Origin of the sequence: Xanthomonas hortorum (assembly GCF_011305375.1) — a bacterium.
In the GTDB taxonomy this organism is placed as follows: domain Bacteria; phylum Pseudomonadota; class Gammaproteobacteria; order Xanthomonadales; family Xanthomonadaceae; genus Xanthomonas; species Xanthomonas hortorum_E.
In genome coordinates this window covers 61,654-88,353 of record NZ_VCME01000011.1, presented here as the reverse complement: position 1 = coordinate 88,353, position 26,700 = coordinate 61,654, and the positions used below count along the sequence as shown (strand labels likewise).

Here is a 26,700-nt window from a genome sequence, read left to right as displayed (position 1 = left end):
CAGGAAGCAGTCAAACAAACAATGGCGGCCCGAAGTTCGGGCCGCCATTGTTTTGCCTGCAGCTCTTAGAACTGGCCGCCGAAGGTGAACTGCAGACGTTCGATCTCGTCGTTGTCTTCCTTCTTCAGCGGAAACGCGTAGCTGATCGAGATGGGGCCGACCGGTGCGCGCCACAGCAACGCCACGCCGGTGGACGCGCGCAGTTCATTGGCCTTGAAGTTGTCCACGCCGCTATACACGTTACCGAAGTCGAAGAATGCCGACACACGCGCCGACGGACTGTCGAACAGCTTCGGGAAATACATTTCCACCGAGCCCACGGTCTTGAACGAGCCACCCAGCGGCTGGCCGCGATTGAAGCCGTTGATGGTTTCCGAACGCGGGCCCAGGGTGTTGTCTTCGAAGCCGCGCACCGAGTTGGTGCCGCCGGCGTAGAAGTTCTCGTAGAACGGCAGGCCGGTGGCGGTGATGGTGCGTGACACGCCATTGCCATCGGTCACCACCCGCGTGCTGTCGTTGCCGTAGCTGTCGCCATAGCCCAGTTCGAAGCGCGTGTTCAACACGATCGCCGGAATGATCGGCCAGTAGTTGGAGATCTGATAATTGAGCTTGTAGTACTCGACCGTGGAGCCGGGCAGGGTGGTTTCCAGACCCACGCGCTGGTACATGCCGCGGGTTGGCATGAAGAAGTCGTTGCGGGTATCGCGCGCCCAGCCCAGCTCGGTACGCCAGGCGTGGAAGGTACGGGTGCCGATCGCATCGATGTAATCGATGATTGCCCGCGGCGTGGTGCCCGGGAAGGTGGTGATCTGATTGCTGTCGATGCCGACCATTGCCGAGACGGTATCGTTCTCGGTGATCGGCACGCCGAACACCACCTGCGCCGAACCATTCTTGCTGTTGAACTGCGCGGTGTTGAAGTCCGAGTAGTCGAGTGCGCGCCAGGACAGGTTGTAGCCCAGAGACACGCCGTCGTCGGTAAAGAACGGGTTGGTGTAGGAGAACGCGTAACGCTGCTGGAAGGTGCTGCGCGAGGCTTCCACCGCCACGCGGTTACCGCCGCCCAGGAAGTTGTTCTGCGACAACTGCACCGAGGTGGTCACACCGAAGCTCTGCGAGTAACCCAGGCCAAACACGAAGCTGCCGGAGGTGGTTTCCTTGACGTTGTAGACCACATCGACCTGGTCGTTGCTGCCCGGCACGGCTGGCGTTTCCACGTCCACGCTCTCGAAGTAGCCCAGGCGCTGCAGACGGATCTTGGAACGGTCGATCGCCGCCTGCGAGTACCAGGTGTTTTCGAACTGGCGCATTTCGCGGCGCAACACTTCGTCGGAGGTGCGGCTGTTGCCCTTGTACAGGATGCGGCGCACGGTCACGCGCGGGCCCGGTACTACCTGCAGGTTCACCGCAACGGTGCGGTCCTCGCGGTTCGGCGTCGGGATCGGGTTGACCTTGGCGAACGCGTAACCGACGTTGCTCAGCGTGTTGATGATCGCATCGGAGGTGTATTCCAGCAACGCACGCGAGAAGATGTCGCCGGCCTTGGGAATCACCAGGCGCTCGATATCGGCCTGCGGCAACACGGTGTCGCCGGTGACCTTGATCTCGGAAATCTTGTACTGCTCGCCCTCGGTGACGCCGGCGCTGACGAACATGTCGCGCTTGTCGGGGCTGATCGCCACCTGGGTGGAGTCGATGCTGAAGTCCACGTAGCCGCGGTCCAGGTACCAGGAGTTGAGCTTCTCCAGGTCGCCGGACATCTTTTCCTTGGAGTACTGGTCGTCGCGGCGATACCACGAGGCCCAGTTGTGCTCCTTGGATTCCCAGTTTTCCAGGATGTCCTCGTTGGCGAACTTTTCGGTGCCGATCAGGTTGACGTGGCGGATCTTGGCCGCCTTGCCTTCCTTGATCGCGATGGCCACGTCCACGCGGTTGCGATCCAGCGGGCTCACCGTCGGGGTGATCTCGACGTTGTACTTGCCGCGGTTATTGTACTGGCGAGTCAGTTCCTGGGTCACGCGGTCCAGGCTCAGCCGGTCGAAGGTGCCGCCTTCGGTCAGGCCGATATCGCCCAGGCCCTTGAGCAGCTCCTCGGACTTGATGTCCTTGTTGCCGGTCACGGTGAGCTTGTTGATCGCCGGGCGCTCCTTGACCGTGATCACCAGGATGTTGCCCTGGCGATCCAGCTGCACGTCTTCGAAGAAGCCAGTGCGGTACAGCGCGCGGATCGAGTCGGCAACCTTGCCATCGTCCACGGTGTCGCCGCGATTCACCGGCAGATAGGTGAACACGGTGCCAGAGGCAATGCGCTGCAGGCCGTCGACGCGGATGTCGCTGGCAACGAACGGCTCGGCCGCCAGGGCGAGGGCTGGCAGGCTGAGGCCGGCGGCAAGAGCGAGGGCAAGCAGGCGGCGAGTGGGAAGACGCGTCATGTCACATCCGGTTGGAGTCGATTTCGGGTGTTGCTGGATGCCGACGTATGACGACGACAACAGGCGGAAAGGGTGGAGCGGTTTCATCGTGGAAGCAGGCCGAGGATGTCGTTGTAGAACGCCAGTCCCATCAGCCCTGCCAGGAGCGCCAGGCCGACATATTGCCCGGCAATCATGGCCCGTTCGCTGATCGGGCTGCCCTTGATCAACTCGATAAGGTAATACAGCAGATGCCCACCGTCCAAGATCGGGATGGGCATCAGGTTGATGATCGCCAGGCTGAGCGACAGCAATCCCAGGAAATACAGGAACCAGTCGAGCCCGCGTTCGGCCGAGGCATTGGCGGCGCGCGCAATTGTGACCGGGCCGGAGATGTTTTTCACCGAGGCCTGGCCGGTCAGCATGCGCTTCATCATGCCCAGCGAATCGGCGGTCATCTTGCCGGTTTCGCGGATGGCGGCAGGGACGGCGGCGAACAGGCCGTATTGCTGGCGGCTGTCGTAGGCCGGGGCTGGTGCGGGGGCAAAGCCCACGCCCAGCATCCACTGTCCTTGCGGCGACTTGCGCGGAGCAATTTCCAGCGCCAGTCGGTCTTCGCCGCGTGCGACCTCGATCATGCCGTTCCCGCCCTGCGCGCCCAGCGTCTGCAGCTGGGCAGGAATCTCGTCGGCCGAGCGGATCGGCTGGCCATCGATGGCGACAATGCGGTCGCCCGGCTTGAGCAGGCCTTCGGCCGCAGAGCCGGCGACCACCTGACCCACCACCGGCGGTTGCAGCATGAACTGCCAGCCGATGCCGGCCAGCGTGGCCACGCGGCGCTCGTCGAAACCGGCCGGCAGCTGCGACAGGCGCAGGGTGTGCTCGCTGTTGCCGGCGCCCTCGGCGGCGGTCAACACGCGGATATCGCGCCTGTCCATCGCTGCGGTGGTGAGCTGCATGCTCGCATCGCTCCAGCTGCTCACGTTGCGGTCGTCGATCCGCACGATGCGCTCGCCAGGCGTCAGCCCGGCTTCGGCAGCCAGGCCATCGGCACGGCCGACGGTGGCCGAATAATCCTGCTTGCCGACCACGAACATCGCCCACAGCATCGCCATGCACAGCAACAGGTTGGCGATCGGGCCGGCCGCGACAATGGCGATGCGTTGCCACACCGTCTTGCGATTGAAGGCCTGATCCTTCTCGGCCGGATGCACCTCGCCTTCGCGCTCGTCGAGCATCTTGACGTAGCCGCCCAACGGAATCGCGGCGATCGCGAACTCGGTGCCGTGGCGGTCGCGGCGCATCCACAACGGCTTGCCGAAACCCACCGAAAAGCGCAGCACCTTGACGCCGCAGCGCCGCGCGACCCAGAAGTGTCCGAATTCGTGAAACGTCACCAACACGCCCAGGCTGACGATCATCCACCAGACCGAACCGATGAAATCACCCATGGATGCAACTCGGCTGCGTGGATCGATCAGGCATGAAAGGAATGATGGGCGAGGGCGCGTTCAGTGATCTGCCGTGCTTGGGCATCGGCAGAAAGAAGGGTGTCGAGGGTGTCGGCATTGTGCCGTGGGAGCGTTGTCAGTGTGTGTTCGACCAACGCTGGGATCGCTAGGAAACCCACTTTGCCCTGAAGAAAGGCTGAAACAGCCACTTCGTTGGCCGCGTTCAGGATCGCTGGCGCGGTTCCACCGGCCTCCAGTGCCTCCCAGGCCAGCCGCAGACACGGAAATGCGGCCGTGTCCGGCGCCTCGAAATCCAGTCGCCCCTGGGTCAGCAGGTCCAGCCCGGCAACGCCCGATTCGACCCGCTCCGGCCACGCCAGGCCGACTGCCAGGGTGGTGCGCATGTCCGGCAGGCCTAGCTGGGCCAGGGTGGAGCCGTCGACGAATTCGACCAGCGAATGCACCAGGCTTTGCGGGTGCACCAGCACATCGATCTGCGCGCCAGGCAGGCCGAACAGATGGTGCGCCTCGATAACCTCCAGGCCTTTATTCATCAGGGTCGCCGAATCCACCGAAATCTTCGGGCCCATCGACCATTTGGGATGTGCGACCGCTTGCGCCGGGGTGACCGCGCCCAGCGCGGCGCGCTCCCAGCCACGGAACGGGCCGCCGGAGGCGGTCAGGATCACCCGACGCACGCCACGGCTGGCGTCGCAGGAGCGCAGGCACTGGAAGATGGCGCTGTGCTCGCTGTCGATCGGGATGATCTCCGCGCCCGCCGCCGCCGCGGTGCGGGTCAGCAGCTCGCCGGCCAGCACCAGCGATTCCTTGTTGGCCAGCAGCAGGCGCTTGCCGGCGCGGGCGGCAGCCAGGGTCGAAGGCAGGCCGGCGGCGCCCACGATGGCGGCAACCACGGTATCGCAGGCATCGCTGCCGGCCAGTGCATCCAGTGCTTCGCTACCGGCATGCGCCTGCGTGGCCAGGCCTGCCGCACGCAGGCCATCGCGCAGCACCGGGTACAGGGAGTGGTCGGCAATCACCGCATGCGCGGGCCGATGCGCGGCGCATAGCGCCAGCAATGCCTCGACCTTGTTACCGGCCGACAGCACGCTGGCGCGCAGCCGCTCGGGGTGACGGGCGATCACATCCAAGGCCGACGCACCGATCGAGCCGGTGGCGCCGAACACGGCGACCTGACGGAGAGAAGAGCCAGCCATGCCTAGAATCCGAGAATTTCCTTGCCGAGTGCGAACACCGGCAGGGCGGCGAGCACGCCATCGATGCGATCCAGTACGCCGCCGTGGCCCGGAATCACCGCGCCCGAGTCCTTGGCGCCGGCGTGGCGCTTGAGCAGGCTCTCGAACAGGTCGCCCAGCACCGAGGCCAGCACCGCAATGGCAGAGACCAGCATCAGCTGTGGCACATGCGCCAGGGTCAGACCGGCTAGCCAGCCGAATGCGCAGGCGACCACGATGCCGGCAAGCATGCCGCCGAGCAGTCCTTCGATGGTCTTGTTCGGGCTGACCCGCGGCGCCAGCTTGTGCTTGCCGAACGCGCGGCCGGCGAAATACGCGCCCGAATCGGCCGCCCACACCATGGTCAGCGCGGTCAGTAACCATAGATTGCCCTTGTCCGGATTGGCATGCAGCAGCACCAGCGCGGCCCAGGCCGGCAGCACCGCCAGCGTGCCGGCGGCCAGCTTGAGCGCACGCGCCTGGCCGTTGCCGTGGTCTGCGCCAAAGGTGAAAAAGCGCAGCCAGAGCAAGGCCAGCAGCCACCAGGCGACACCCACCAACGCGGCAATCTGGAACAGCACCATGGAGCCGGCCGACGCCCACACCATCAGCACCATCAGCAGCAGATTGAGCATCAGCAGCACGGTGCGCGGCAGGCTGTCGTCGATGCCGGACAGCTTGAGCCACTCCCACAGGCCGGTCAGGAACAGGATCGCCGCCAGCGCTGCCAGCCATTGGGTCGGCAGTAGTACGATCGCGCAGATGGCGAGCGGCGCCATGATCAACGCGGCAATCACGCGGGTCCTGGTCATGCGGAGGAGGTCTCTGTCGCCTTGTCGGCAATCTGGGCGCTGGTCAGGCCGAAGCGACGTTCGCGCCCGGCGTAGTCGTCCAGTGCCTGCTGCAGCACCGCGGCATCGAACTCTGGCCACAGGGTTTCGGTGAACCACAGTTCGGTGTAGGCCAGCTGCCACAACAGGAAATTGCTGATGCGGGTGTCGCCACCGGTGCGGATGAACAGATCCGGCGCCGGCAGGTCGGCCAGTGCGATCCGGCTGGCCAGCAGGGCTTCGTCGATCTGCTGCGGCTGCAGACGGCCGGCAGCCACTTCTTCGGCCAGTGCACGTGCGGCGAGCGCGATGTCCTGGCGGCCGCCGTAGCTGGCAGCGATGCTCAGCACCAGCCGCGAGTTGGCGGCGGTGATGCGTTCGGCGCCGGCCATGCGCTCGCGCAACGGCGCGGCAAAGCGGCTGCGGTCGCCGATGAAACGCACTTGCACGCCACGCCGCTGCAGTTCGTCGACCTCGCGATCAAGCGCATGCAGGAACAACTTCATCAAGGCATCGACTTCCTCCTGCGGGCGGCCCCAGTTTTCACTGGAGAACGCAAACAGGGTCAGCGCCGAGACGCCTTTTTCCAGGCAGAAGTCGATGGTGCGATTGACCGCACGCGCGCCCGCGCGATGGCCGATCATGCGCGGACGGCGCCGACGCTGCGCCCAACGCCCATTGCCATCCATGATGATGGCAATGTGGCGCGGCACGGCGGCAGCGGAGGGTTCTGGATGCATGGCAGGCGATGCCACGATCAGACCGTCATCAGTTCCTGTTCCTTGCCCTTGACGACCTCATCCACGTCCTTGATGGCCTTGTCGGTGAGCTTCTGGATGTCGTCTTCGGCGCTGCGCGCCTCGTCTTCGGTGACTGCCTTGTCCTTGAGCAGATCCTTGACCTGCTGGTTGGCATCGCGACGGATGTTGCGGATGGCCACCTTGCTGTCTTCGCCTTCGCCATGCACGGACTTGCTGAGCTCCTTGCGGCGCTCCTCGGTCAGCGGCGGCAGGTTCAGACGGATCACGGTGCCGACCACGGTCGGGGTCAGGCCCAGATCCGAGGCATAGATCGCTTTTTCGACGTCCTTGATCATGCCCTTGTCGAACAGGCTGATGACCAGCGAGCGGCCTTCGGAGACGCTGATGCTGGCAACCTGATTCAAGGGGGTGTCGGTGCCGTATGCCTTGACCTTGATGTTGTCCAGCAGCGCCGGAGAGGCGCGGCCGGTACGCACGGTGGTCAGGGAATGGCGCAGAGCATCGATGCTCTTGGTCATGCGCGTGAGCGCGTCTTGTTTGATCTGGTTGAGCATCGCCGGAATCCGTGTGGAGCTGAATCCGGGGATTATAGCCGGGACTGCGTTTTGAGACTTGCCGGCTGGCAGGGTCCTGCGCAGCCGGTTCACTTGCGGCGCCGCTTCAGCCCGGCGGCGCTATCGGTCAGGTATCAGCGCAGTTCCTGGAACGGCGCTTTTGCGATTCCCCAATCCCGATTCCCGATTCCCAACCTCAGCTCCGGCCCTGAACCAGCGTGCCGATCTGCTCGCCGTGCAGGATGCGCAGCAGCACGCCGGGCTCGCTCATGCCGAAGATGCGCAGCGGCAGGTCGCTGTCGCGTGCCAGGGCGAAGGCGGCGGTGTCCATCACTTCCAGGCCCTGCATGATGACCTGGTCGTAGGTCAGGGTGTCGTAACGCACCGCATCGGCGTGCTTCTTCGGGTCCTTGTCGTAGACGCCGTCGACCTTGGTTGCCTTGAGCAGCAGGTCGGCACCGATCTCGATCGCGCGCAGCGCCGCACCCGAGTCGGTGGTGAAGAACGGGTTGCCGGTGCCGGCGGCGAAGATTGCGATGCGGCCCTTTTCCAGATGACGGATCGCGCGCCGGCGGATGAAGTCTTCGCACACGTCGTTGATCTTGATCGCGCTCATCACGCGCACCTTGGCGCCGAGCTTTTCCAGCGCGTCCTGCATGGCCAGTGCGTTGATCACCGTGGCCAGCATGCCCATGTGGTCGCCGGTGACGCGGTCCATGCCGCTGGCCGCCAGACCTGCGCCGCGGAAGATGTTGCCGCCGCCGATCACCAGTGCGATCTGCGCGCCGGCCTGCTGCGCTTCGATCACTTCATGGGCGAGGCGATTGATGACTTTGGGGTCGATGCCGTAATCCCCGTCTCCCATCAGCGCCTCCCCGGAAAGTTTGAGAAGAATGCGGCGATAGGGAAGTGCAGACATGGGGGAAACCTCGGTGTGGGGGATCGGCAAACGCCGGCAAGTCTAGCGGAAGCCTGTCACCGGGCGTGGTAAAAATTCGCTTGTCGGGGCGTGACGTGATGCGTTGCTCAGTGCGCGCGCGGCGGCTGCGGGGCTGGCACATCGGTCGCATCGTAAGCGGTGACACGGTTGCGGCCGCGATGCTTGGAGCGATACAGCGTGCTGTCGGCAGCCTGCAATAAATGCTCGATGCTCTCGAACTGGCGGCCGCCGCCGCCATGCGTGGCCAGCCCTGCGGAGAAGGTGATGTGCAGCGGGCCGCTCTGCAATTGCGCCATCGGCGTGCGTGCGGTTTCGACCAGGATGCGCTCGATCACCATCAACGCCGCGTCGGCTGTGGTGTTGGGCAGGATCACCAGAAATTCTTCGCCGCCGTAGCGTGCGACCAGGTCGCTGGTGCGCACCATCCGCTGCAGTGTCTGCGCAAAATTGCGCAGCACCTCGTCGCCGATCAGATGCCCATGCGAGTCGTTGACGCGCTTGAACTCGTCCAGATCGATGAAGGCGATCGACAGCGGCCAGCTCTGGCGTGATGCAAGCTCGAATTCGTGCTCGAGCGCAGTGCCGAGCTGGTGCCGATTGAACACACCGGTGAGTGCGTCGCGGCTGGCCTGTTCGGCCAGATGACGCATGCGGTTTTCCGATTCGTCGGCATGCCGGCGCGCTTCGGCCACATCCTGCAACTCGCGCAGGCTGCGCAGCATCGCCAACTCGCGGGCCTGCTCGAAGATCATCTGGATGTGCTCGGGCTGCGGCACGCGAATGTCGAACAAGGCTTCCAGTTCGGGCAGCGATTCGGCGATGCGCTCGATCACTTTTTCGAAGCGTTCGGCGTCCAGTTCCAGCACCTGCTGGGCCTGCTGTTGCGCGTGTTCGGTGGCGGTGACTGCGCTGGCCGACAGCCAGATATCGGCCAGTCGCCCGGACAGCGCGACACAGGCCATGAACGGTTCCAGGCTGGCCGGCTCCTGTTCGCTTTGCGCGATCGCGTTCTGCAGATACGGCGGCAACTGCCATTGATGCGCAAGCCAGGCGCCGACCTCGGCATGGGTTGCGCCCAGGTGCTCGCGCTCGGCTTCCAGCAACGCGGTGTTGTCCGGTGCCTGTTCCAGCAGCGGTGCATACAGCGCGGGTGCGCCTTGCAGCAGGGCCAGTTTGCCGATGTCCTGCAGCAGGCCGGCCAGCATCAATTCTTCGGGTTTGCGGATGCCGTAGGCCTGCCCGAGGATGCGGCTGGCCAGTGCGCACAAGCCGGCACGCCGCCAGATACGATCGTGCAGCGGATGCGCGGTGAAGGTGCTGCGCACGCCGTGCACCATCGAAAACCCAAGTGCCAGGCTCAAGGTGGCGTTGAGGCCGAGCATGGTCAGCGCCTGGCCGAGGTTGTCGATGCGGCGGCGGCTGGCGTACAGCGGCGAATTGGCAACGCGCAGCATGCGTGCGCTCAATGCCATGTCCATGCCGATGACATTGGCCGTCGCGGTCATGTCCACATCGGGGTCTTGCGCAAGTTCAATGATGCGCAGCGCAACGCCGGGCGGCGATGGCAGATTGCGGCAGTAGTGCAGGGCGGCTTGGAGGTCTGGTTGCATGATTCATCGCCGACAGTGAGCGCAAGCATACAGCTGCGTTCGTTGAGTGGGGCACGCCAAGCTTTGCCATCGCTGCGCTGCGATATGCGCGTTCTGGACGCTGAGAGCCTTGTCGGCATTCAGATTTAGCGGCCACCGTCACAACATCTGTAGAGTCGAGGTCGGTTGTCGGTGCGGTGTATGCGTGCGCTTCAGCTTCAGAAGTCACTGCGAATGCGCATCAGATTTCAGGCAAAAAAAAGCCGCGGCATGCCGCGGCTTTTTTTGCGTGTGGCGAAGATCAGGCCAGGCCGGCCTGCTTCATCACTTCGGCGGCGTAGTCTTCCACCACCTTCTCGATGCCTTCGCCAACGGCCAGGCGCTGGAAGCCGATCACCTCTGCACCGGCCGCCTTGACGGCCTGCTCGACGGTCTGATCGGTGTTCAGCACGTACGGCTGACCGTACAGCGTGACTTCGTTGATGATCTTGCTGATCTTGCCGCTGATGATCTTTTCCAGGATCTCGGCCGGCTTGGACTTGTCCTTCTCGGACATCTTGGCCAGTTCGATTTCCTTTTCCTTGGCAACGAACTCGGCCGGAACGTCGGAGGCCTTGACGTGCGGCGGGTTCATCGCGGCGATGTGCATGGCGATGCCGCGTGCCAGCTCGATATCGCCACCCTTCAGCTCGACCAGCACGCCGATGCGGCCGCCGTGCACGTAGGCCGCGACGTTGTTGGCGCTGTCGATACGCACCAGGCGACGCACCTGCAGGTTCTCGCCGACCTTGGCAATGACCGCAGCGCGGCGTTCTTCGATGGTCTCGCCGCTGTCGAGCTTGACGCTCTTCAGCGCTTCGGCATCGGCCGCATCCGAGTTCAACGCAGCGGTGGCCACGGTCTCGGTGAAGGCCAGGAAGTTCTCATCCTTGGCGACAAAGTCGGTTTCGGAATTGATTTCGACCAGGACGGCCTTGCCGCCGGCCTGGGCGGTCGCGATGCGGCCTTCGGCGGCAACACGGTCGGCCTTCTTGTCGGCCTTGGCCAGGCCCGACTTGCGCAGCCATTCGGCAGCGGCGTCGATGTCGCCAGCGTTTTCGACGAGTGCCTTCTTGCACTCCATCATGCCGGCGCCAGTGCGCTCACGCAGTTCCTTGACCAGGGAAGCAGTGATTTCCATGGAATTACCTCGTTTGGACGAATGCATGCGGCGGAGATGTTCCGCCAATGAGGAGACGGCGCAATGTGCTGGCCGCCCCCGTAGATGTCTTCAGTGGCCCGGGCGACGGGACGCCATGGTCCCGTCGGGGCTGCGGCCGCACAGCATGGTGCGGCCGCATTGCAGGCCGATTACTCGGCAGCAGGAGCAGCCGGAGCTGCGGCATCGGCCGGAGCGTCAGCCTTCTTTTCGGTCTTCTCGGCCTTCTTGGCCGGGGCGCGACGGCCCTTGCCTTCGTCGGCGGATTCGGCCGAGAACTCTTCTTCGCGCACGGAGGCGGAGTTCGGGGCAGCAGCCTTGCCTTCCAGCACGGCGTCGGCAGCGGCGCGTGCATACAGCTGCACGGCGCGGATGGCGTCGTCGTTACCCGGGATGGCGTAGTCGACCAGGGCCGGGTCGTAGTTGGTATCGACCACGGCGATCACCGGGATGCCGAGCTTCTTGGCTTCCTTAATGGCGATGTCTTCATGGCCGATGTCGATCACGAAGATCGCGTCGGGCAGGCGGTTCATTTCCTTGATGCCGCCCAGCGAGGCGTCCAGCTTCTCGCGCTCGCGACGCAGGCCCAGCACTTCGTGCTTGACCAGCTTCTCGAAGGTGCCATCGGTCTCGGCCGCTTCCAGTTCCTTCAGGCGCGCAACCGACTGCTTGACGGTGCGGAAGTTGGTCAGCGTGCCGCCCAGCCAGCGCTGGGTCATGAACGGCATGTTGCAACGTTCGGCTTCTTCCTTGATGGACTCGCGCGCGCTGCGCTTGGTGCCCAGGAACAGGATGGTGCCGCGCTTCTGCGCGATCGAGGAGAGGAAGTTCATCGCGTCGTTGAAGAGCGGAACGGTCTTCTCGAGGTTGATGATGTGGATCTTGCCGCGCGCGCCGAAGATGTACGGCGCCATCTTGGGGTTCCAATAACGGGTCTGGTGACCGAAATGGACGCCGGCTTCCAGCATCTGACGCATGGTGACTTGGGGCATTGGAGTAACTCCTGAAAGCGGAATCGCCGTGCGCGGCTTGTTGTTGAAAAGTCCGCACATGGATGTGCGGGCTGTTGCGAGGGACTCGCATCAAAACGCACATGATTCCGGGGTTGGGCTTCCCTGTCGCCTCCGTGTCGAACCCCTCGCGGGGCACCCCGGCACGGATGGCGGCGGCAGGTGTGAATTCGTCGGTGACGTCCGACGTGGACGACGCAATGCGTAAAGACGCAAAACAGCCGGCGGAGTATAGCTGGCAGGGCGCGTCTGCGCAATTGGTCGGCTTGGAGACGTCCAGCTGCGCTGAAGCTCAACAGCTTGGGCGCCTTGAGAGGTTCATTGGAGGTGTGGATGCGTTGGGGCAGAGCGGCTGGTCTGTTGATTGGCTGCAGGGTCCTTGCCCGCCCACCATCGCGGGACACGCCGCAAGTACGTCCGTGTAGGCTCTTACGCGGCATCCATGCCGCGTAAGGTCCCGCGACGGTGGGCGGGCAAGGACCAGTCGAGATGGTCGGTGCGCATGGTTGCGAGCAGTGAATGCGACGCGGCGGTCAGATGCGGTGCGGCCTGATCAGCTCAGTTCGATCCAAACAACTGAGCGGTTTCGTCAGCCACTCTAATGCTGCCCCGATTCCCAATTCCCGATTCCCGATTCCCGATTCATGGCTCAAGCGTCAGCGTGGTCTCGATGTCGCTGTTGATGCGCGCCACGAAGCGGCCGCTGCCGGTGGGCAGGTTAGCCGGCAGTGCCCATTGGCGGGTTTGGCCTGGCAACACGTAACCGGCCAGATCATCGCGGATGCTGCGGCGGGTGCCGCCGGCATCGATGTAGGCCAGATCGGCCAGCCGTGCATGGCTGAGCCCGGCATTGTGCACGCTCAGTGCGCGTCCGCCGCCGTGGCCGGACAGGGTGGTCCGCAGCACCGGATTTGGCGCGGCGGGCTGGCTGGGCAGGGCGAATACCGGGGTGGAATAACGCAGCAACTCGGTTTCGTCGCCGGTGGCGTGTTGGGTCACCACCAGTCGATAGCTGTCTTCGGTCTGCACCGGGCTGGGGCCGAGCCGGATCACCCGCAACAGCTGGCGCCCTTGCGACGGGATCTCGAAATGATTCGGGCTGACCGTGGCGCCGGTGGCGGGTTCAAGTACTTCGCGCTCGCCATCCTGCCGCCAGCGGTAGAGCTTGGCTTCGGCGCGCCATGGCAGCGCGGCTTGGTTGTAGAGCCAGACCGTTGCCTGATCGCTATCGGCCGGGATATGCGCAGTGGTCGGTGCGATGGCGATCTCGGCAGCGATGGCGCCGCCGTCGATTGCGACACAGGCCAGCGCAACTGCGAGCCAGCAATGAAGGGAGCGTCGCGTGGTCATGGTCAGAACGCGATCGTGGTGATGCGTGCGGTGGTTGCCGGTGCCGGGCCTGCCAATGCGCTGGCGTCCTGGCCGGTGCTTGCGATGGCCGGTGTTTCGGCGGCACGCGCCGGCTGGGCGATCGCCATCGGCGTGCCTCTGGAGCAACTGGCGCGCGGCGGCGTGGTGCGCAGCTCGCAACCGCTGAGCAGGCGCAGGCCGATGTGCAGGGTGGAATTTTCCGGGCCGCGGCTGGCCGCAGCATTGGCCACAGACGCGCTGCAGAACAGAGCAAGCAGCATCAGGCGCTTCAGGAGGGTGACCGGCATCATGAAGGCAATCGTTTGCATTGGAGACGTAACAAATAGCGACGCCCCGGATGCGAACTTGATTAACTGTCAATAAGTGATGGAGACGGTCACCGTGTCGTTGTAGTCGCCTGCGATGGGCAGTTGCGGTGCGGGCGCGCGGCCGTAAACGGTCACCGTCTGGGCCACTCCGTTGCCGGTGCCGCTGAGCGTATCGACGCCGATGCTGGTCCCCCAACGGCTGCCGCGGCCGACGTCTCTGTAAAGCTCATAGGCGATGTAATTGGCGCTGCTGGAATGCCGCATGCGGCGGACGCTGCCAGTGGCGTTGATGCCGTCGCCCAGCCCGATGTTCCAGGCGGTCCGGTTGGTGCAGGTCAGGCTGATGGTGGAGCTGCGGTCGATGGCGGTGCTGATGGTGCCGGCAATGCTGCCGAAATCCAGATCGGTGGTGACGTAGGTATTGCAGCGTGCCGGTACGTTGGCCGAGGCGGTGAACGGGAAGGCGTTGCTGGCGGTCTTGGCGCCGCTGCCGCCGGCCATGCAACTGCCCGGAAGCGGTGGGATGCCGATGATGCTTTCGTTGTAGGCATAGCGCAGCACGGTGTCGGCGCCGCCGAAACTGCTGGTGTGGTTGCCGACCGACAGGATCTGGTTGGCTGGAATGCGTCCGTACAGCGTGATGGTGGCCGTCTGCGAGCCACCGGTGATCAAGGGGACGCCGTACGACAGCGTCAAGGTGCGCGGCGAGGGCGTTGTGGATCCGGTGGCGCCCCAGATCTGGGTGCGTGTTGCGTCGCTGTAGACCTGGAAGTCCAGGCTGTCGCTGGTGGAGTTGAGCATGCGGCGCGGTGCATACAGCCCGCTGCTGGCGCTGCCTGGCCCCAGGTCCAGGCAAAGGCTCACTTGTGCATAGCCCAGGACGCTGAGCGCGGCGGTTGCGCAGGAGACGTTGAGCGTTGCCACTGCATCGGTGGTGCCATTGGCTGCCACATTGCCGAACGCCAACGGCGTGCCCAGCGTGACGGTACACGTGGTGTCGGCCTGCGCGCGCTGGCTTGGTGCCAGCCATAACATCGCGATAGCCAGTGCAATCACCAGGCGCCAGATGCGGTGCAGGTTCATGGCGTTTTCTGCTCGGTGACGCATTGCAGCGGCCCCACCCGCGGAATGCCGCTCGGGTTGGCCGGATAGGTGAACTGCGCGCTGCAGCGGCCCTGCGGCAAGTCGACCAGCAGGCGGTTGTCGCTCTGCAGATTGTCCAGATAGGTTTCGCCGTCGTAGCCGACCACGACGCGCTCGGCATCGCCCTCGCGCTGCACCACGCTGCCCACCGGCAGCGGGGCGCCTTGTGCGTCGTGCAATACGATGATCGCCGCACGCACGCGGGTGATGCCGAAGCGCACCGCGACGCCGGATTGCTGGCGCGGCGTCACTGCGGTATCGACGCGGTCCACGCGCAGATCTGCCGGCAGGTTCAAGGTGTCGATCGACAACTGGTTGCGCTGCCACGATTGCAGCGGGGTGACCAGCAGCGTGCCGCGCGCATCGGTGACGCCGATCAGGCGATTCTCCAGCCGCACCGGAATGCCGGCCTGGCCGTCGGTGGACACCACCGCAAACGCATCCTGGATATCGCGCGCGGCAAAGCCACGCCCGTTCATCCACACCAGGCTGCCGCTGGCGCTGGCGTAGCCGAAGTTGTCGCCATCCTGATTGGCTGCGCCGAGGTTGTAGCGGCCGACCCGGTTCAACCAGCCAAGTTCGGCCAGCCCGCCGCTGGCATCGTCGCCGGCACGCCCCTGCAGGCGCCAGCCGATGCCGCCCAGGTCGCCGTCGCCCGGCAACGGCTGGCTGACATCAGCCACAAATCCGGTGCGGTTGCCGTTGCGCTGCATCGAGGCGCTGGCCTGACGCAGCTCGCCGAAGGTGGTCGATAGCGACAGATACAGGCTGCGATCGCTGCGCACGTCCAGGTTCTGATTGCCGGACAGATTGGCGGCCCAGTTGCGCCCGAAACTGCGCGACCAGAACACGCTGGCATAGCGCGAGGTGTCGCCTTGCGGATAGCTCAGCCGCACGTAGCTGGTGCCGAGCGAGCCGATCGGAGCGACGTTGACGCCGAACACCGCGCGGTCGCTGATGCGTGCCGGCAATGCGCCCTGCAGCGCGCCCAGGTCGCGGTAGTCACCGTGGGTGCGCTGGGTGCCGAGATTGAAGTTGAAGCGACGGTTGTTCCAGGCGTAACCCAGTACGTACTGGCCGCCGTGCAGGTCGTCCATCTGGCTGTGCGCATAGGCGAGGTTGAACACGCCGCCCACGCCAAGCAGCCAGATGCCGCCAGCACCGGCGTTGACCACACCGCCGCCGGCTTCGGCATGCGCCTCGATGGTGAAATCGTCGCGCAGGCCCTTGCGCAGGGTGGCGCTGGCGACCGTGCGTGCATCGTAGGAAAACGAGCGCACGCCGTAGTCCTGGCGCAGGTGGCCGATCCCGGCCGACCATTCGGAAATGCCGCGCGCCAGCAGTTGCGGGGTGCCGTAGAACGCGAAGTCCAGCCGGCGCACGCGGCCGAACGCATCGGTCACCACGATCTGCGCCTGGCCGGTGCCGCTGATGCCCGGCTGTGCGGCCAGCTGAAACGGCCCGGCCGGCACCTGGCCGCTGTATTGGCGCAGACCATCGACGTACAGCTCGATGGTCGAAGGCACCGCCGCTTCGCCCAGAAAACTCGGCGTCGGCGTCAACACGCGATAGGGCTGCAAGGCGTAATTGCGGCCGATCTGCACGCCGCCCAGGCGGATCGAGCGGCTCCAGTCGACAAAGCCGCTGTAGAAGTCGCCGACCGTTAGGCTGGTGGCTGTGTCCGGGAAATCCATCTGCCAGGCGCTGTCCAGGCGCACCGCTTCGCTGCGCCAGCGCTGGTCCTGCGGGCGGTCGTAGGCCAGGAACACGGCGGTGGTGTCGACCATGCCGCGGCCGATGCCGAAGCCGCGCAGTTCGGTCGCCAACGACACGCTGCTGGCACCGGCATTGCGCGTGGCATAGACGTCGTAATTGAGCAGCATGCCCGGGGAGGCGGTGGCGCTGGGCGGGGCGACTTCTTCGGCTTTCAATACCGTGGTGGAGAGCGACAGCTGCGCCAGCGGCACCTGCAGCGCCAGCCGCTGCAGCGCGGCGTCGTAGCGCACTTCCACATCGGGCAGGCGATCCAGATCGACCAGCTCGCCGGCGCTGCGGTCGGCCAGGATGAAACCGAGCTTGCGCAGCGTTTCGACCGACCCACGCAGGTGGCCGTCCACCAGTTCGAACGGCGCCAGGCCGCGGTCGGCCTGATTCAGGGTGACATCCAGGTACAGCGTCTGCGGCAGTGCGCTGGCGCTTTGCGGGGTTTGATCGGGCAGCGCGGCAACGTCGGCCAGATCGACAGCCGCGGCGCTTCCCAGGCAGGTGGCGGTCGCGAGCAGCGTCATCGCCAGCCGGGCCGTGTCACGGCGCTGTCGGCGTTGCCAACAGGGTGCGTTCGTCCGCCTCACCATTGATCCTTGCGATGATGGTGCCGCGGGCGAACTGCGCCAGCGGTGCACCCAGCGACCAGCGCATGGTCTGGCCGGGCAGTACATAGCCCACCAGTCCGTTCAATGTGGTCTTGGTCGCGCCATCGACGCGATGCTGCAGGTCGGCGACCTGGGCATGCCCATTGCCGGTGTTGCTGATCTGGATCTGCGCATTGCCGTCGCTGCCGGCCACCACTTGCGTGCTCAAGGTCGGCGTGGGCTCGGCTTTTCCAGGCGGCAGCACGAAGATCGGCACCGAGTAGCGCAGCACGAACTGCATGCCCTTGCGGTCGGCATCGGCATTAGGCAATTCGTCGACGATGATGCGGTAGCAGACTTCCTGGCTGGTCGGCGCAGGCCCGGCGCGGATCACCCGGATCAGCTGGCGCTCGCCGGCGGCCAGGGTCCGCATCGGTGGGCTGACCAGCAGTTCCTGGGTCGGGTCGAGCTGGTCCTGCCCGTCGCGCTGGGTCCAGCGATAGGCGCGGGTCTGCACCTGCACCGGCACGCCGCCGCTGTTGCTCAGCCACAGTCCGTCGGCGGACTGTTCTGCGCTCAGCGTCAGCGAGGTCGGTGCCAATTGCAGGCTCGCTGCGCGCGCCGATAGCAGCGGCCAGGCGCTGCTCAGTGCGAGCGTCAAGACCATTGCGGTCGTGACCAGCCACGCCGGCATGCGAGACGACAGGCGGTGGTGCAAGGGCATGCGCGCGCTCAATAGACGATCGTGGCGGTGATCGTGTCCTGGTACGCACCGGTTGCCGGATTGTTGGCGGACGGGTTGGTCACACGGCCGTAGACCGGATAGACCTGGTTGATGCCGGTGGCGGTACGACTCAGCGTATTGGTGCCGCTGGTGCTGCCCCACACCGTGCTGCGTCCCAGATCCTGGTACAGCTGGTAGGCGATGAAGTTGTTGGTGGTGACCAGCGCATCGGTGTTCTTCATGCGGCGGGTGGTGACGTCGTTGGCGGTGCCGGCATTGCTGCCTGCGCTCAAGGCGATGTTGTACGGCGTCAACGCGGTGCACTGTGCGGTAACGCTGCCGTTGGCGTCGGCATTGGCGGTCGAGGTGGACAACACCGAGCCGAAGTCGACGTCCGTCGCAGACGCCGCCGTGATGGTGCAGGCCTTGGTGACGGCGATCTTGACGTTGAATGTGGTGGTATCGGCTGCTGTGGCAACGCCAATGGTCGAGAGCAGGCCGAGGGACAGCAGGACAGGACGGACAGTACGCATGGACATTTCCTTGACCGGTCTGGTCATTGGTGACGCGACGACGTGTCGCCCTCCCTCCAATGCATCAGCTGTGCCAAACGATAACGCCGAATTCACGCGCTATCTAGCTGTTTAATCTGGTTCTTTTCGCAAAATTGGGATGTCATGCGGATGACTCCGTTAATGGAGACTTTGACGCTCCTCGAACTACGTCACACATGAATGCGCAGTGACGCCAGTTTTTTGCTGCACCGCCCGCTTCCGCCGTAACGGCGTGTTTTGCAAAAAACGGCTGTGCGGGTCGTTCAGATTCAGCCCGAATCGGCGATAATCCGGACCATGAGCGTCAATCTAAAAACCAAAGAAGAAATCGAACTGATGCGCGTCGCCGGCCGCCTGGCCGCCGAGGTGCTCGACATCGTGGCCCCGCACGTGCAACCGGGCGTGACCACTGCCGAGCTCGACCGCATCTGCCACGACCACATCGTCAACGTGCAGGGGACCATTCCTGCCAATGTCGGTTATCGCGGCTTCCCCAAGAGCGTGTGCACCTCGGTCAATAACGTGATCTGTCACGGCATCCCGAGCGCGGCCAAAGTCCTGAAGGAAGGCGACATCGTCAATATCGATGTCACCGTCATCAAAGACGGCTGGCACGGCGATACCAGCCGCATGTATTACGTCGGCACGCCGTCAGTGATGGCCAAGCGCCTGGTCGATACCACCTACGAAGCGATGTGGCGCGGCATCCGTGCGGTCAAGCCGGGTGCGACGCTGGGAGATGTGGGCCATGCGATCCAGAAGTTCGCCGAGGCCGAGCGCTTCAGCGTGGTGCGCGATTACTGCGGCCACGGTATTGGCAAGGTCTATCACGACGAGCCGCAGGTGATGCATTACGGCCGTCCCGGCGAAGGCCTGGTGCTCAAGCCCGGCATGACCTTCACCATCGAGCCGATGATCAACGAAGGCACCTACCACCATAAGACGCTGCCCGATGGCTGGACTGTGGTCACCAAGGACCGCAAGTTGTCCGCGCAGTGGGAACACATGGTCGCAGTGACCGAAGACGGCGTGGATGTGCTGACGCTGTCGCCGAACGCGCCCGCCCCGGTATGACGGCCACGCCGGCGGATCGACCCGACCCGGGTGTCGCCGGCGATGCCGAGTGGGCCGCGCAGGCCCGTCCGCTGCTGGTGCATGCGGACATGCGGCTGTGCAAGCGCTTCGATCAGGGTGAACCGATCGAACGCCTGGTGGCCTTGCGCGCACGCGCGGTCGACCAATTGATGCGCAATGCCTGGACGCGCTGCATCCCGGCCGATGCCGGGTTGTCGCTGCATGCGGTTGGCGGTTACGGGCGTGGCGAACTGTTTCCGCGTTCGGACGTGGATGTGCTGGTGCTGGGCGAAAGCGCGGTGCAGCAACAGCATGAGCAGGCCCTGGCGCGCTTGTTCGCGTTGCTGTGGGATGTGGGCCTGCCGATCAGTCATGCGGTGCGCTCCGCTGCGCAGTGCACCGCCGCTGCAGCCGACCAGACCGTGCTGACCGCATTGATCGAATCGCGCCCGCTGGTTGCAGGGAGCGAGGCGCGCGCGGCACTGGCCGCAGCGATCGCCCCGCAACGGGTGTGGCCGGCGCGCGAATTCTTCCAGGCCAAGCGCGAAGAACTGCTGGCGCGGCATCAGCGCTTTGGCGACACCGCCGACAATCTGGAACCGGACATCAAGGACGGCCCTGGCGGCTTGCGTGATCTGCAAACGCTGGGCTGGATGGCGCTGCGCGCCTTCGGCGTCAAGGATCTGGAAGCGCTGGTCGGGCTTGGCCATGTCGGCTTCGACGAGGCTGCGGCGCTGCGGCGCGAGCGCGAAGAACTGGCGCGGCTGCGGTTCGGTTTGCATATCGTCGCCAACCGGCCGGAAGAACGCCTGCGTTTCGACTATCAAAAGACCCTGGCGCAGCGGCTGGGGTTTGCCGACGACCCGGAAAGCCTGGGCGTGGAAAAGATGATGCAGCGCTTCTATCGCAGCGCTGCATTGATCCGCCGCATTAGCGACCGGTTGTTGCAGCGCTTCGAAGAACAATTCGATGGCGAAGCGGTACCGGAACCGCTCGGTGGCGGCTTCAGCCTGCGCCGCGGCTATCTGGCGGCCGACGCGGATGATTGGCCGGCCGGCGATGTGCTGCAGGTGTTTGCCTTGTTCGCGCAGTGGGCGGCGCATCGCGAGGTGCGCGGCCTGCATTCGCTGACCGCGCGCGCGCTGGCCGAGGTGCTGCGCGAGCTGCCGGCTTACGACGTGGCCGACGCCACCGCGCGCGACCGTTTCATGGGGCTGCTGCGCGGCCCGCGTGCGATGGAAACGCTCAATCGCATGGCGCGCCTGGGCGTGCTGGGGCAGTGGATTCCCGCATTCGCCAGCGTGTCCGGGCGCATGCAGTTCGACCTGTTTCATGTCTACACGGTGGACCAGCACACGCTGATGGTGCTGCGGAATATCGCGCTGTTTGCGGCCGGTCGCGCCGACGAACGTTTTTCGATCACGCACGAAGTCTGGCCGCGCTTGCGCAAGCCGGAATTGCTGCTGCTGGCCGGTCTGTTTCACGACATCGCCAAGGGCCGTGGCGGCGATCATTCCGAGTTGGGTGCGGTGGATGCGCGCGCGTTCTGCCAGGCGCATCGGCTCAGCGAAGGCGATACCGCGCTGGTGGCCTGGCTGGTGGAGCAGCATCTGCGCATGTCGGTGACCGCGCAGAAGCAGGACATCTCCGACCCGGAGGTGATCCATCGTTTCGCCATGCTGGTGGGCACGCGCGAGCGGCTGGACTATCTGTATCTGCTGACCTGCGCCGACATCGCCGGCACCAGCCCCAAATTGTGGAATGCATGGAAGGACCGGCTGCTGGCCGATCTGTATTTCGCTGCGCGCCGCGCGCTGCGCGAAGGTCTGGAACATCCGCCGCCGCGCGAAGAACGCCTGCGCGAAGCGCGCGAGTCCGCGCGCGCGCTGATGCAGGCGCAAGGGCACGACGATGCCACCATCGATCGTCAGTTCGCTGGCATGCCGGACGAGAATTTCCTGCGTTTCCGTCCCGAGCAACTGGCCTGGCAGGCGGTGTCGTTGATCGAAGTGCAGATCGGCCAGACCACGGTCAAGGCGCGGCGCGCAGTGCCGGACAACGATGCACTGGAAGTGTTTGTGTACTCGCGCGACCGGGACGGGTTGTTCTCGGCGATCGTCTCCACGCTGGATCGCAAGGGCTACGGCATCCACCGCGCACGCGTGCTGGATGCACCCAACGATGCCATCTTCGACGTGTTCGAAGTGCTGCCGCAGGACAGCTCTGCCGATGGCGACCCGCAGCGTCTGGCTGCAGCCTTGCGGCAGGTGCTGGCCGGCGACCTGCAGAAGGTGCGTCCCTCGCGGCGTGCGGTGCCGCGCCAGCTGCGGCATTTCCGCTTTGCGCCGCGCGTGGAATTCAGCGAAAGCGCTGGCGGCCGCCGCACCCGCATCAGCCTGGTCGCACCTGATCGCCCCGGCTTGCTGGCCGACGTGGCCAACGTGCTGCGCCTGCAACACCTGCGCGTGCACGACGCGCGCATTGCCACGTTTGGCGAGCGCGCCGAAGACCAGTTCCAGATCACCGACGAGCACGACCGTCCGTTGTCCGAATCCGCCCGGCAGGCGCTGCGCGATGCGCTGTGCGCCTGTCTCGATCCCACCTAGCACCTCCGGAGACCCCCATGGCTACCAAGAAGACTGCGCGCAAGCAGAGCGCGACCACGACCAGCGCAGCGCCTGCGCGCGCGACCGCAAAGAGCAGCAAGGCGAGTGGCAAGCCGAGTGACAACAAGTCGGTCGGCAAGCCGGTAAGTAAGGCAGTCAGTAAGTCAGGCAAGCTGCCTGTTGCGCGCAAGGCCACCGCTGTCGCAGCTGCCGACACCAAGGCTGCTGCCAAGAAGAGCGTTGCAAAGAAAGTCGCCGCCAGCGCACCGCGCGTGGCCAAGCAGCCGACCAGCGTGGTGTCTGCGCCGGCGGCCAAAAAGGCTGCCGCTGCCAAGAAACTGCCGATCGCCGAAAAGGCCGTGCACAGCGTTGCCGCGCAGGTGGGCACTGACGAACTCAAATTCGGTATCGAGAGTGCATTCGAGCGCCGCGCCAGCTTGACCATCGACGAAATCGACGGCTCTACCCGCGCCATCGTCACCCGCGTCATCGACGGATTGGAGAGCGGCGAGTTCCGCGTCGCCGAGCCGGACGGGCAGGGTGGCTGGACCGTCAACGAGTGGCTGAAAAAGGCGGTGCTGCTGTATTTCCGTGTCAACGAGATGGCGGTGATCGAGGCGCAGCCGGCGCCGTTCTGGGACAAGGTGGAATCGCGTTTTGCCGGCTTCAACGAGGCCGAGTTCCGCAAGGCCGGAGTGCGTGTGGTGCCGGGCGCGGTGGCGCGTCGCGGCAGCTATTTCGGCAAGGACGTGGTGCTGATGCCGAGCTTCACCAATATCGGCGCGTACGTCGGCGAAGGCAGCATGGTCGACACCTGGGCCACGGTGGGTTCGTGTGCGCAGATCGGCAAGCACTGCCATCTGTCCGGCGGCGCCGGCATTGGCGGCGTGCTGGAGCCGCTGCAGGCCAGCCCGACCATCATCGAAGATCATTGCTTCATCGGCGCGCGTTCGGAAGTGGTGGAAGGCGTGGTGGTGGGGCATCACAGCGTGATCGGCATGGGCGTGTTCATCGGCCAGAGCACGCGCATCTACAACCGTGCCACCGGCGAAATCTCGTATGGTTATGTGCCGCCGTATAGCGTGGTGGTGTCCGGGCAGCTGCCGTCCAAGGATGGCTCGCACTCGCTGTATTGCGCGGTGATCGTCAAGCAGGTGGATGCCAAGACGCGCAGCAAGACCAGCGTCAATGAGCTGCTGCGTGGCCTTGCCGATTGAGCACGCAACCGAACGTGCACCAGGACATCCTGTCCAGGGCCGCATCGCGCTGGGTGCGGTGGGGCATCCCGGCATTCTGGCTGGGCTGGGGCGTGCTTTACACGGTCGGCGTGCTGACCCGGGATCCTAGGGTCACAACCGGCGGGCCGTGGCATTGGATCGTGCCGGCGCTGGTGGTGGCGATGGCCCTGCGTTGGCTGCGGCAACCGGCGCGCTGGGCGCAGATCTACGACGTCGGCGATGCCTTGTTGGTCGAGCGCCAGGGACGGCGGCAGCGCATCGACCTGCGTGACCTGCGCGCAGTCGAGCCGGCCTGGCTGATTCCGCCGGTGCGCCTGGCACTGCAGGTGCAGGCCGGCGACGCACCGGTGATCTTCCTGCCTGCCCGCGGGCAGTCGGCCGAACTGCTTGCCACCGACCTGATGGCGCGCGCCGATGCGCGCCGCGCAACCACAGGAACTGCATGACATGACCACGCTATACGGACTCAAAAACTGCGACACCTGCAAAAAAGCCACCAAGTGGCTGGACCGCTTCGATGTCGCCTACACCTTCGTCGATTACCGCGATCACAAGCCCGAGCCGGAGACGCTGGTGGCGTGGGCCGAGCAGGCCGGCGGATTCGATGCGCTGATCAACAAGTCGTCGACCACCTGGCGGCAACTGCCGGACAACCGCAAGGCCGCTGCCAGCGCAGCCGAATGGAAACTGCTGCTGCGCGAGTATCCGCAACTGATCCGCCGCCCGGTGGTCATCACCGATGACGGCCAGCTCAGCCAGGGATTTTCGGACAACGGTTTCAAGCAGCGCTTCGGCGTTGCGTGAGCCAGTGCTGCCGCAGCTCCCCACTTCTACAGTGATTCCCGATCATGTCCGACATTGTTGACCTCACCTGTGAACTGATTTCCCGCCCGTCGGTGACGCCGGACGATGCCGGCTGCCAGGAACTGATCGCGCAGCGGCTCACGCGCGCCGGCTTTGCTATCGAACACCTGCGTCTGGGCGAGGTGGACAATCTATGGGCCACGCATGGCAGCGGTGCGCCGGTGCTGGTGCTGCTCGGGCATACCGATGTGGTGCCGCCGGGGCCGCGCGAGGCGTGGACCAGCGATCCGTTCGACCCGCAGATTCGCGATGGTGTGCTGTACGGGCGCGGCGCCGCCGACATGAAGAGTGGAGTGGCCGCATTCGTGGTCGCCGCCGAACAGTTCGTTGCCGCGCATCCGCAGCACACCGGCACGCTGGCGCTGCTGCTGACCTCCGACGAAGAAGGCGATGCCATCGATGGCGTGCGGCGGGTGGCCGAGCTGTTCCGCGAGCGTGGGCAGGCGATCGATTGGTGCATCACCGGCGAGCCGTCGTCCACCGAGCGGTTGGGCGACCTGCTGCGGGTCGGCCGCCGCGGCAGCCTGTCCGGCACGCTGACGGTGAAAGGCGTGCAGGGGCATGTGGCGTATCCGCACAAGGCGCGCAATCCGATCCATCTGGCAGCCCCGGCCTTGGCCGAACTGGTTGCGCGGCAATGGGACGATGGCTTCGAAAGTTTTCCGCCGACTAGCCTGCAGATCTCCAATATCCATGCCGGCACCGGCGCCAACAACGTGATCCCCGGCGAGCTGCAGGTGGCCTTCAATCTGCGTTACACCCCGCATTGGGATGCGCCGCGTCTGGAAGCGGAGATTGCCGCAGTGCTGGATCGTCACGCGCTGGAGTATTCGCTGCGCTGGCATCGCAGCGGCGAGCCGTTCTACACCCCGGAAGGGCGCCTGCGCAGCGTCGCGCGCGAGGTGCTGGGCCAGTTTGCGGGAGCGCCGCCGGAAGAGAGCACTGGCGGCGGTACCTCCGATGCGCGCTTCATCGCGCCGCTGGGTGCGCAATGCATTGAGGTCGGCCCGGTCAACGCCAGCATCCACCAGGTCGACGAGCATGTGCGCGTGGCCGATCTGGAAGCGCTGCCGGCGTTGTACCGCACACTGATCGAACGCCTGCTGGTCTGAATTGCCGGGCCATGCCCATGCCATGCGCTGGTTTGCACACTACGCAGTCAGCGCCACGGCATGCGGTCACCTGCGGCATGCCGATGCTGCTGCGCGACGCGGGCATCGCCAAGCTGCACTAAGACCTTTTGGATTGCAGCAGCATCTCGCTTGCATTGCGCAGCTAAGTGGCATGGACGCACAAGGCTCGGGGGCTAGTCGAACGTCCAGAACGGCGGTTTGATCGCCTCGCGCCAATGCGATTCGTCGGCGATATAGAACGTCTGTGCGGACGCCTTGGCAAACCAGGTTGCCGCCGTCTCCACGTCGCGCGTCACGCCACTGCTGCCGCGTCCGAGCAGCAGACCGGAGAAATACTGACCATACACATTGCCCTGGTCCGCCGCGCGCCGGTACCAGCGCAGCGCCTCCGTACCGTCTCTGTCCACGCCACCCATTCCTTTTTCATGGAGCGCGCCAAGATCGACCAGCGCCTCGGCATCGCCGTTACGGGCGCGGCGCTGGATGTCGCGTACCAGCGGGTGCAATGCACCGCCGCTTGGCGCGATGGCGGCGGGAAGCCCCGACGATCCTGATGCGGAGCGCTCATAGATCGTCGCGCGCAGATCCCAGCGCAACGCTGCAGCCGCCTCTCCACGGTCGCGGTGGAACTTGGCGAGCTCGGCGATGGCATACGGGTTTCCATGCATGGCCGCTGCCAGGTACCAGCGCTCGCCCTTGCGCGGCGACGCGCGTAATGCGACGCGCTGGTCGATGTACGGGCTCTCGGGATGGAAGAGCGTCCCGCTTGCCCAGATTCGTCCCAGCGCCAGTTCGGCGCGGGTGTTGCGGAACGTCCACGGGGTGATCGCCGCGGCACGTTCGTACCAGTGGATGGCGCGCGGGTCGTTGCGTGCCTCCAGGCGTTCGGCCGCATTCCACGCGCTGTCGAAACTGCCATCGGCCGCCTGTTGTTCCAGCTGTTGCAGATAGACTGGATCGGTGCGCGGAGGGGTGCTGCTGCAGGCCTGCAGCAACACTGCAAGCAACAGGGCCAGGGGCGGCATGCGTCCGATGCGTGGGGTCATTCCATTACTGCCGATTGTTGGGGCGGTCATTATCCTCGCAATGCGCCGGTGCGACCGCGGCGTGGTCTGCGATGCCGGGCTTGGTTGCCATCGCAACAGTTGCGCCGCCGTCGAAAGCGGGATACGGTCGAGTCATGTCATCGCTCCTGCCCAACCTCGTCAATAACGCCAACCGCAACAATCTGCGCGCGAATAATCGTGCGCGGCCGATGCGGATCTGCGACTAGGCGAAGTACAGCAAACGCCCAGGAATCAGAAAACCCGCATCGGCCGATGCGGGTTTTTTTATGGGTGTCATTCTCGTGCAGC

At 65.1% G+C, this 26,700-nt stretch carries 23 protein-coding genes; 6 read left to right on the top strand and 17 right to left on the bottom strand.

All coding sequences use genetic code 11. The annotated features are described in order from the left end of the window. Window positions 1–65 precede the first annotated feature (65 nt). The 16 genes from bamA to FFY45_RS11725 all read right to left on the bottom strand — a co-directional run bounded on the left by bamA (window position 66) and on the right by FFY45_RS11725 (window position 18,409). On the bottom strand, window positions 66–2,432 hold the full coding sequence (gene bamA / locus FFY45_RS11800; protein ID WP_176340571.1) for an outer membrane protein assembly factor BamA: 2,367 nt from the start codon (window positions 2,430–2,432) through the stop codon (window positions 66–68). An 83-nt stretch (window positions 2,433–2,515) separates the two neighbouring features. Then, window positions 2,516–3,862 (bottom strand): RIP metalloprotease RseP, encoded by a 1,347-nt coding sequence (gene rseP / locus FFY45_RS11795; RefSeq protein WP_176340570.1) that lies wholly within the window; start codon window positions 3,860–3,862, stop codon window positions 2,516–2,518. 26 nt (window positions 3,863–3,888) lie between these two features. Then, window positions 3,889–5,079 carry a 1-deoxy-D-xylulose-5-phosphate reductoisomerase gene (locus FFY45_RS11790; protein ID WP_176340569.1) on the bottom strand — a complete coding sequence of 397 codons (1,191 nt, stop codon included), beginning with the start codon at window positions 5,077–5,079 and terminating at the stop codon, window positions 3,889–3,891. Window positions 5,080–5,081: 2 nt separating this feature from the next. Then, window positions 5,082–5,909 (bottom strand): phosphatidate cytidylyltransferase, encoded by an 828-nt coding sequence (locus FFY45_RS11785; protein ID WP_104549366.1) that lies wholly within the window; start codon window positions 5,907–5,909, stop codon window positions 5,082–5,084. Further along, the gene (gene uppS, locus FFY45_RS11780; protein ID WP_162498262.1) at window positions 5,906–6,667 is read right to left on the bottom strand and encodes a polyprenyl diphosphate synthase; all 762 of its coding nucleotides are present in this window, start codon (window positions 6,665–6,667) and stop codon (window positions 5,906–5,908) included. Before uppS ends, FFY45_RS11785 begins: the two co-directional genes overlap by 4 nt. 17 nt (window positions 6,668–6,684) lie before the next feature. After that, window positions 6,685–7,242 (bottom strand): ribosome recycling factor, encoded by a 558-nt coding sequence (gene frr, locus FFY45_RS11775; RefSeq protein ID WP_006452832.1) that lies wholly within the window; start codon window positions 7,240–7,242, stop codon window positions 6,685–6,687. 196 nt (window positions 7,243–7,438) lie between these two features. Further along, window positions 7,439–8,161, bottom strand: a complete 723-nt coding sequence (gene pyrH, locus FFY45_RS11770) for a UMP kinase (RefSeq protein WP_176340568.1) — start codon at window positions 8,159–8,161, stop codon at window positions 7,439–7,441. A 107-nt stretch (window positions 8,162–8,268) separates the two neighbouring features. Next, window positions 8,269–9,792 (bottom strand): sensor domain-containing diguanylate cyclase, encoded by a 1,524-nt coding sequence (locus FFY45_RS11765; protein ID WP_176340567.1) that lies wholly within the window; start codon window positions 9,790–9,792, stop codon window positions 8,269–8,271. A 280-nt stretch (window positions 9,793–10,072) separates the two neighbouring features. Next, entirely contained in the window at window positions 10,073–10,978 is a 906-nt protein-coding gene (tsf, locus tag FFY45_RS11760) for a translation elongation factor Ts (RefSeq protein ID WP_439333529.1), read from the bottom strand. Window positions 10,979–11,121: 143 nt separating this feature from the next. Then, window positions 11,122–11,961, bottom strand: a complete 840-nt coding sequence (rpsB, locus tag FFY45_RS11755; protein ID WP_023903440.1) for a 30S ribosomal protein S2 — start codon at window positions 11,959–11,961, stop codon at window positions 11,122–11,124. Window positions 11,962–12,621: 660 nt separating this feature from the next. Further along, window positions 12,622–13,329 (bottom strand): fimbrial biogenesis chaperone, encoded by a 708-nt coding sequence (locus FFY45_RS11750; protein WP_176340566.1) that lies wholly within the window; start codon window positions 13,327–13,329, stop codon window positions 12,622–12,624. Between the two features lie 2 nt (window positions 13,330–13,331). Further along, a complete protein-coding gene (locus tag FFY45_RS11745) occupies window positions 13,332–13,658 on the bottom strand; it encodes a hypothetical protein (protein WP_176340565.1) in 327 nt (108 codons plus the stop codon). Between the two features lie 48 nt (window positions 13,659–13,706). Continuing rightward, window positions 13,707–14,741, bottom strand: a complete 1,035-nt coding sequence (locus FFY45_RS11740; RefSeq protein WP_176340564.1) for a Csu type fimbrial protein — start codon at window positions 14,739–14,741, stop codon at window positions 13,707–13,709. Further along, window positions 14,738–17,089, bottom strand: coding sequence for a fimbria/pilus outer membrane usher protein (locus tag FFY45_RS11735; protein ID WP_176340563.1), 2,352 nt, complete (start codon window positions 17,087–17,089; stop codon window positions 14,738–14,740). The genes FFY45_RS11740 and FFY45_RS11735 overlap by 4 nt, the downstream gene beginning before the upstream one ends. A 16-nt stretch (window positions 17,090–17,105) precedes the next feature. After that, on the bottom strand, window positions 17,106–17,876 hold the full coding sequence (locus FFY45_RS11730; RefSeq protein WP_104551763.1) for a fimbrial biogenesis chaperone: 771 nt from the start codon (window positions 17,874–17,876) through the stop codon (window positions 17,106–17,108). Window positions 17,877–17,884: 8 nt separating this feature from the next. Continuing rightward, window positions 17,885–18,409, bottom strand: a complete 525-nt coding sequence (locus FFY45_RS11725; protein WP_043909063.1) for a Csu type fimbrial protein — start codon at window positions 18,407–18,409, stop codon at window positions 17,885–17,887. Between the two features lie 318 nt (window positions 18,410–18,727). On the opposite strand from FFY45_RS11725, the gene map reads away from it, so the two are divergent. Genes map through dapE form a run of 6 tightly spaced genes read left to right on the top strand, consistent with a single transcriptional unit; the run spans window position 18,728 to window position 25,324 of the window. After that, window positions 18,728–19,504, top strand: coding sequence for a type I methionyl aminopeptidase (gene map / locus FFY45_RS11720; protein ID WP_115038029.1), 777 nt, complete (start codon window positions 18,728–18,730; stop codon window positions 19,502–19,504). Beyond that, the gene (locus FFY45_RS11715; protein WP_176340562.1) at window positions 19,501–22,110 is read left to right on the top strand and encodes a [protein-PII] uridylyltransferase; all 2,610 of its coding nucleotides are present in this window, start codon (window positions 19,501–19,503) and stop codon (window positions 22,108–22,110) included. Before map ends, FFY45_RS11715 begins: the two co-directional genes overlap by 4 nt. Before the next feature lie 17 nt (window positions 22,111–22,127). After that, on the top strand, window positions 22,128–23,327 hold the full coding sequence (gene dapD, locus FFY45_RS11710; protein ID WP_176340561.1) for a 2,3,4,5-tetrahydropyridine-2,6-dicarboxylate N-succinyltransferase: 1,200 nt from the start codon (window positions 22,128–22,130) through the stop codon (window positions 23,325–23,327). Between the two features lie 14 nt (window positions 23,328–23,341). Next, window positions 23,342–23,794 carry a hypothetical protein gene (locus tag FFY45_RS11705; protein WP_343204098.1) on the top strand — a complete coding sequence of 151 codons (453 nt, stop codon included), beginning with the start codon at window positions 23,342–23,344 and terminating at the stop codon, window positions 23,792–23,794. Between the two features lies 1 nt (window position 23,795). After that, window positions 23,796–24,152, top strand: coding sequence for an arsenate reductase (locus FFY45_RS11700; protein WP_006450834.1), 357 nt, complete (start codon window positions 23,796–23,798; stop codon window positions 24,150–24,152). 44 nt (window positions 24,153–24,196) lie between these two features. Beyond that, on the top strand, window positions 24,197–25,324 hold the full coding sequence (gene dapE, locus FFY45_RS11695; protein ID WP_176340559.1) for a succinyl-diaminopimelate desuccinylase: 1,128 nt from the start codon (window positions 24,197–24,199) through the stop codon (window positions 25,322–25,324). 194 nt (window positions 25,325–25,518) lie between these two features. Here dapE and FFY45_RS11690 read toward each other — a convergent pair whose 3' ends face one another. After that, window positions 25,519–26,391 (bottom strand): tetratricopeptide repeat protein, encoded by an 873-nt coding sequence (locus tag FFY45_RS11690; RefSeq protein WP_176340558.1) that lies wholly within the window; start codon window positions 26,389–26,391, stop codon window positions 25,519–25,521. Window positions 26,392–26,700: the final 309 nt, after the last annotated feature.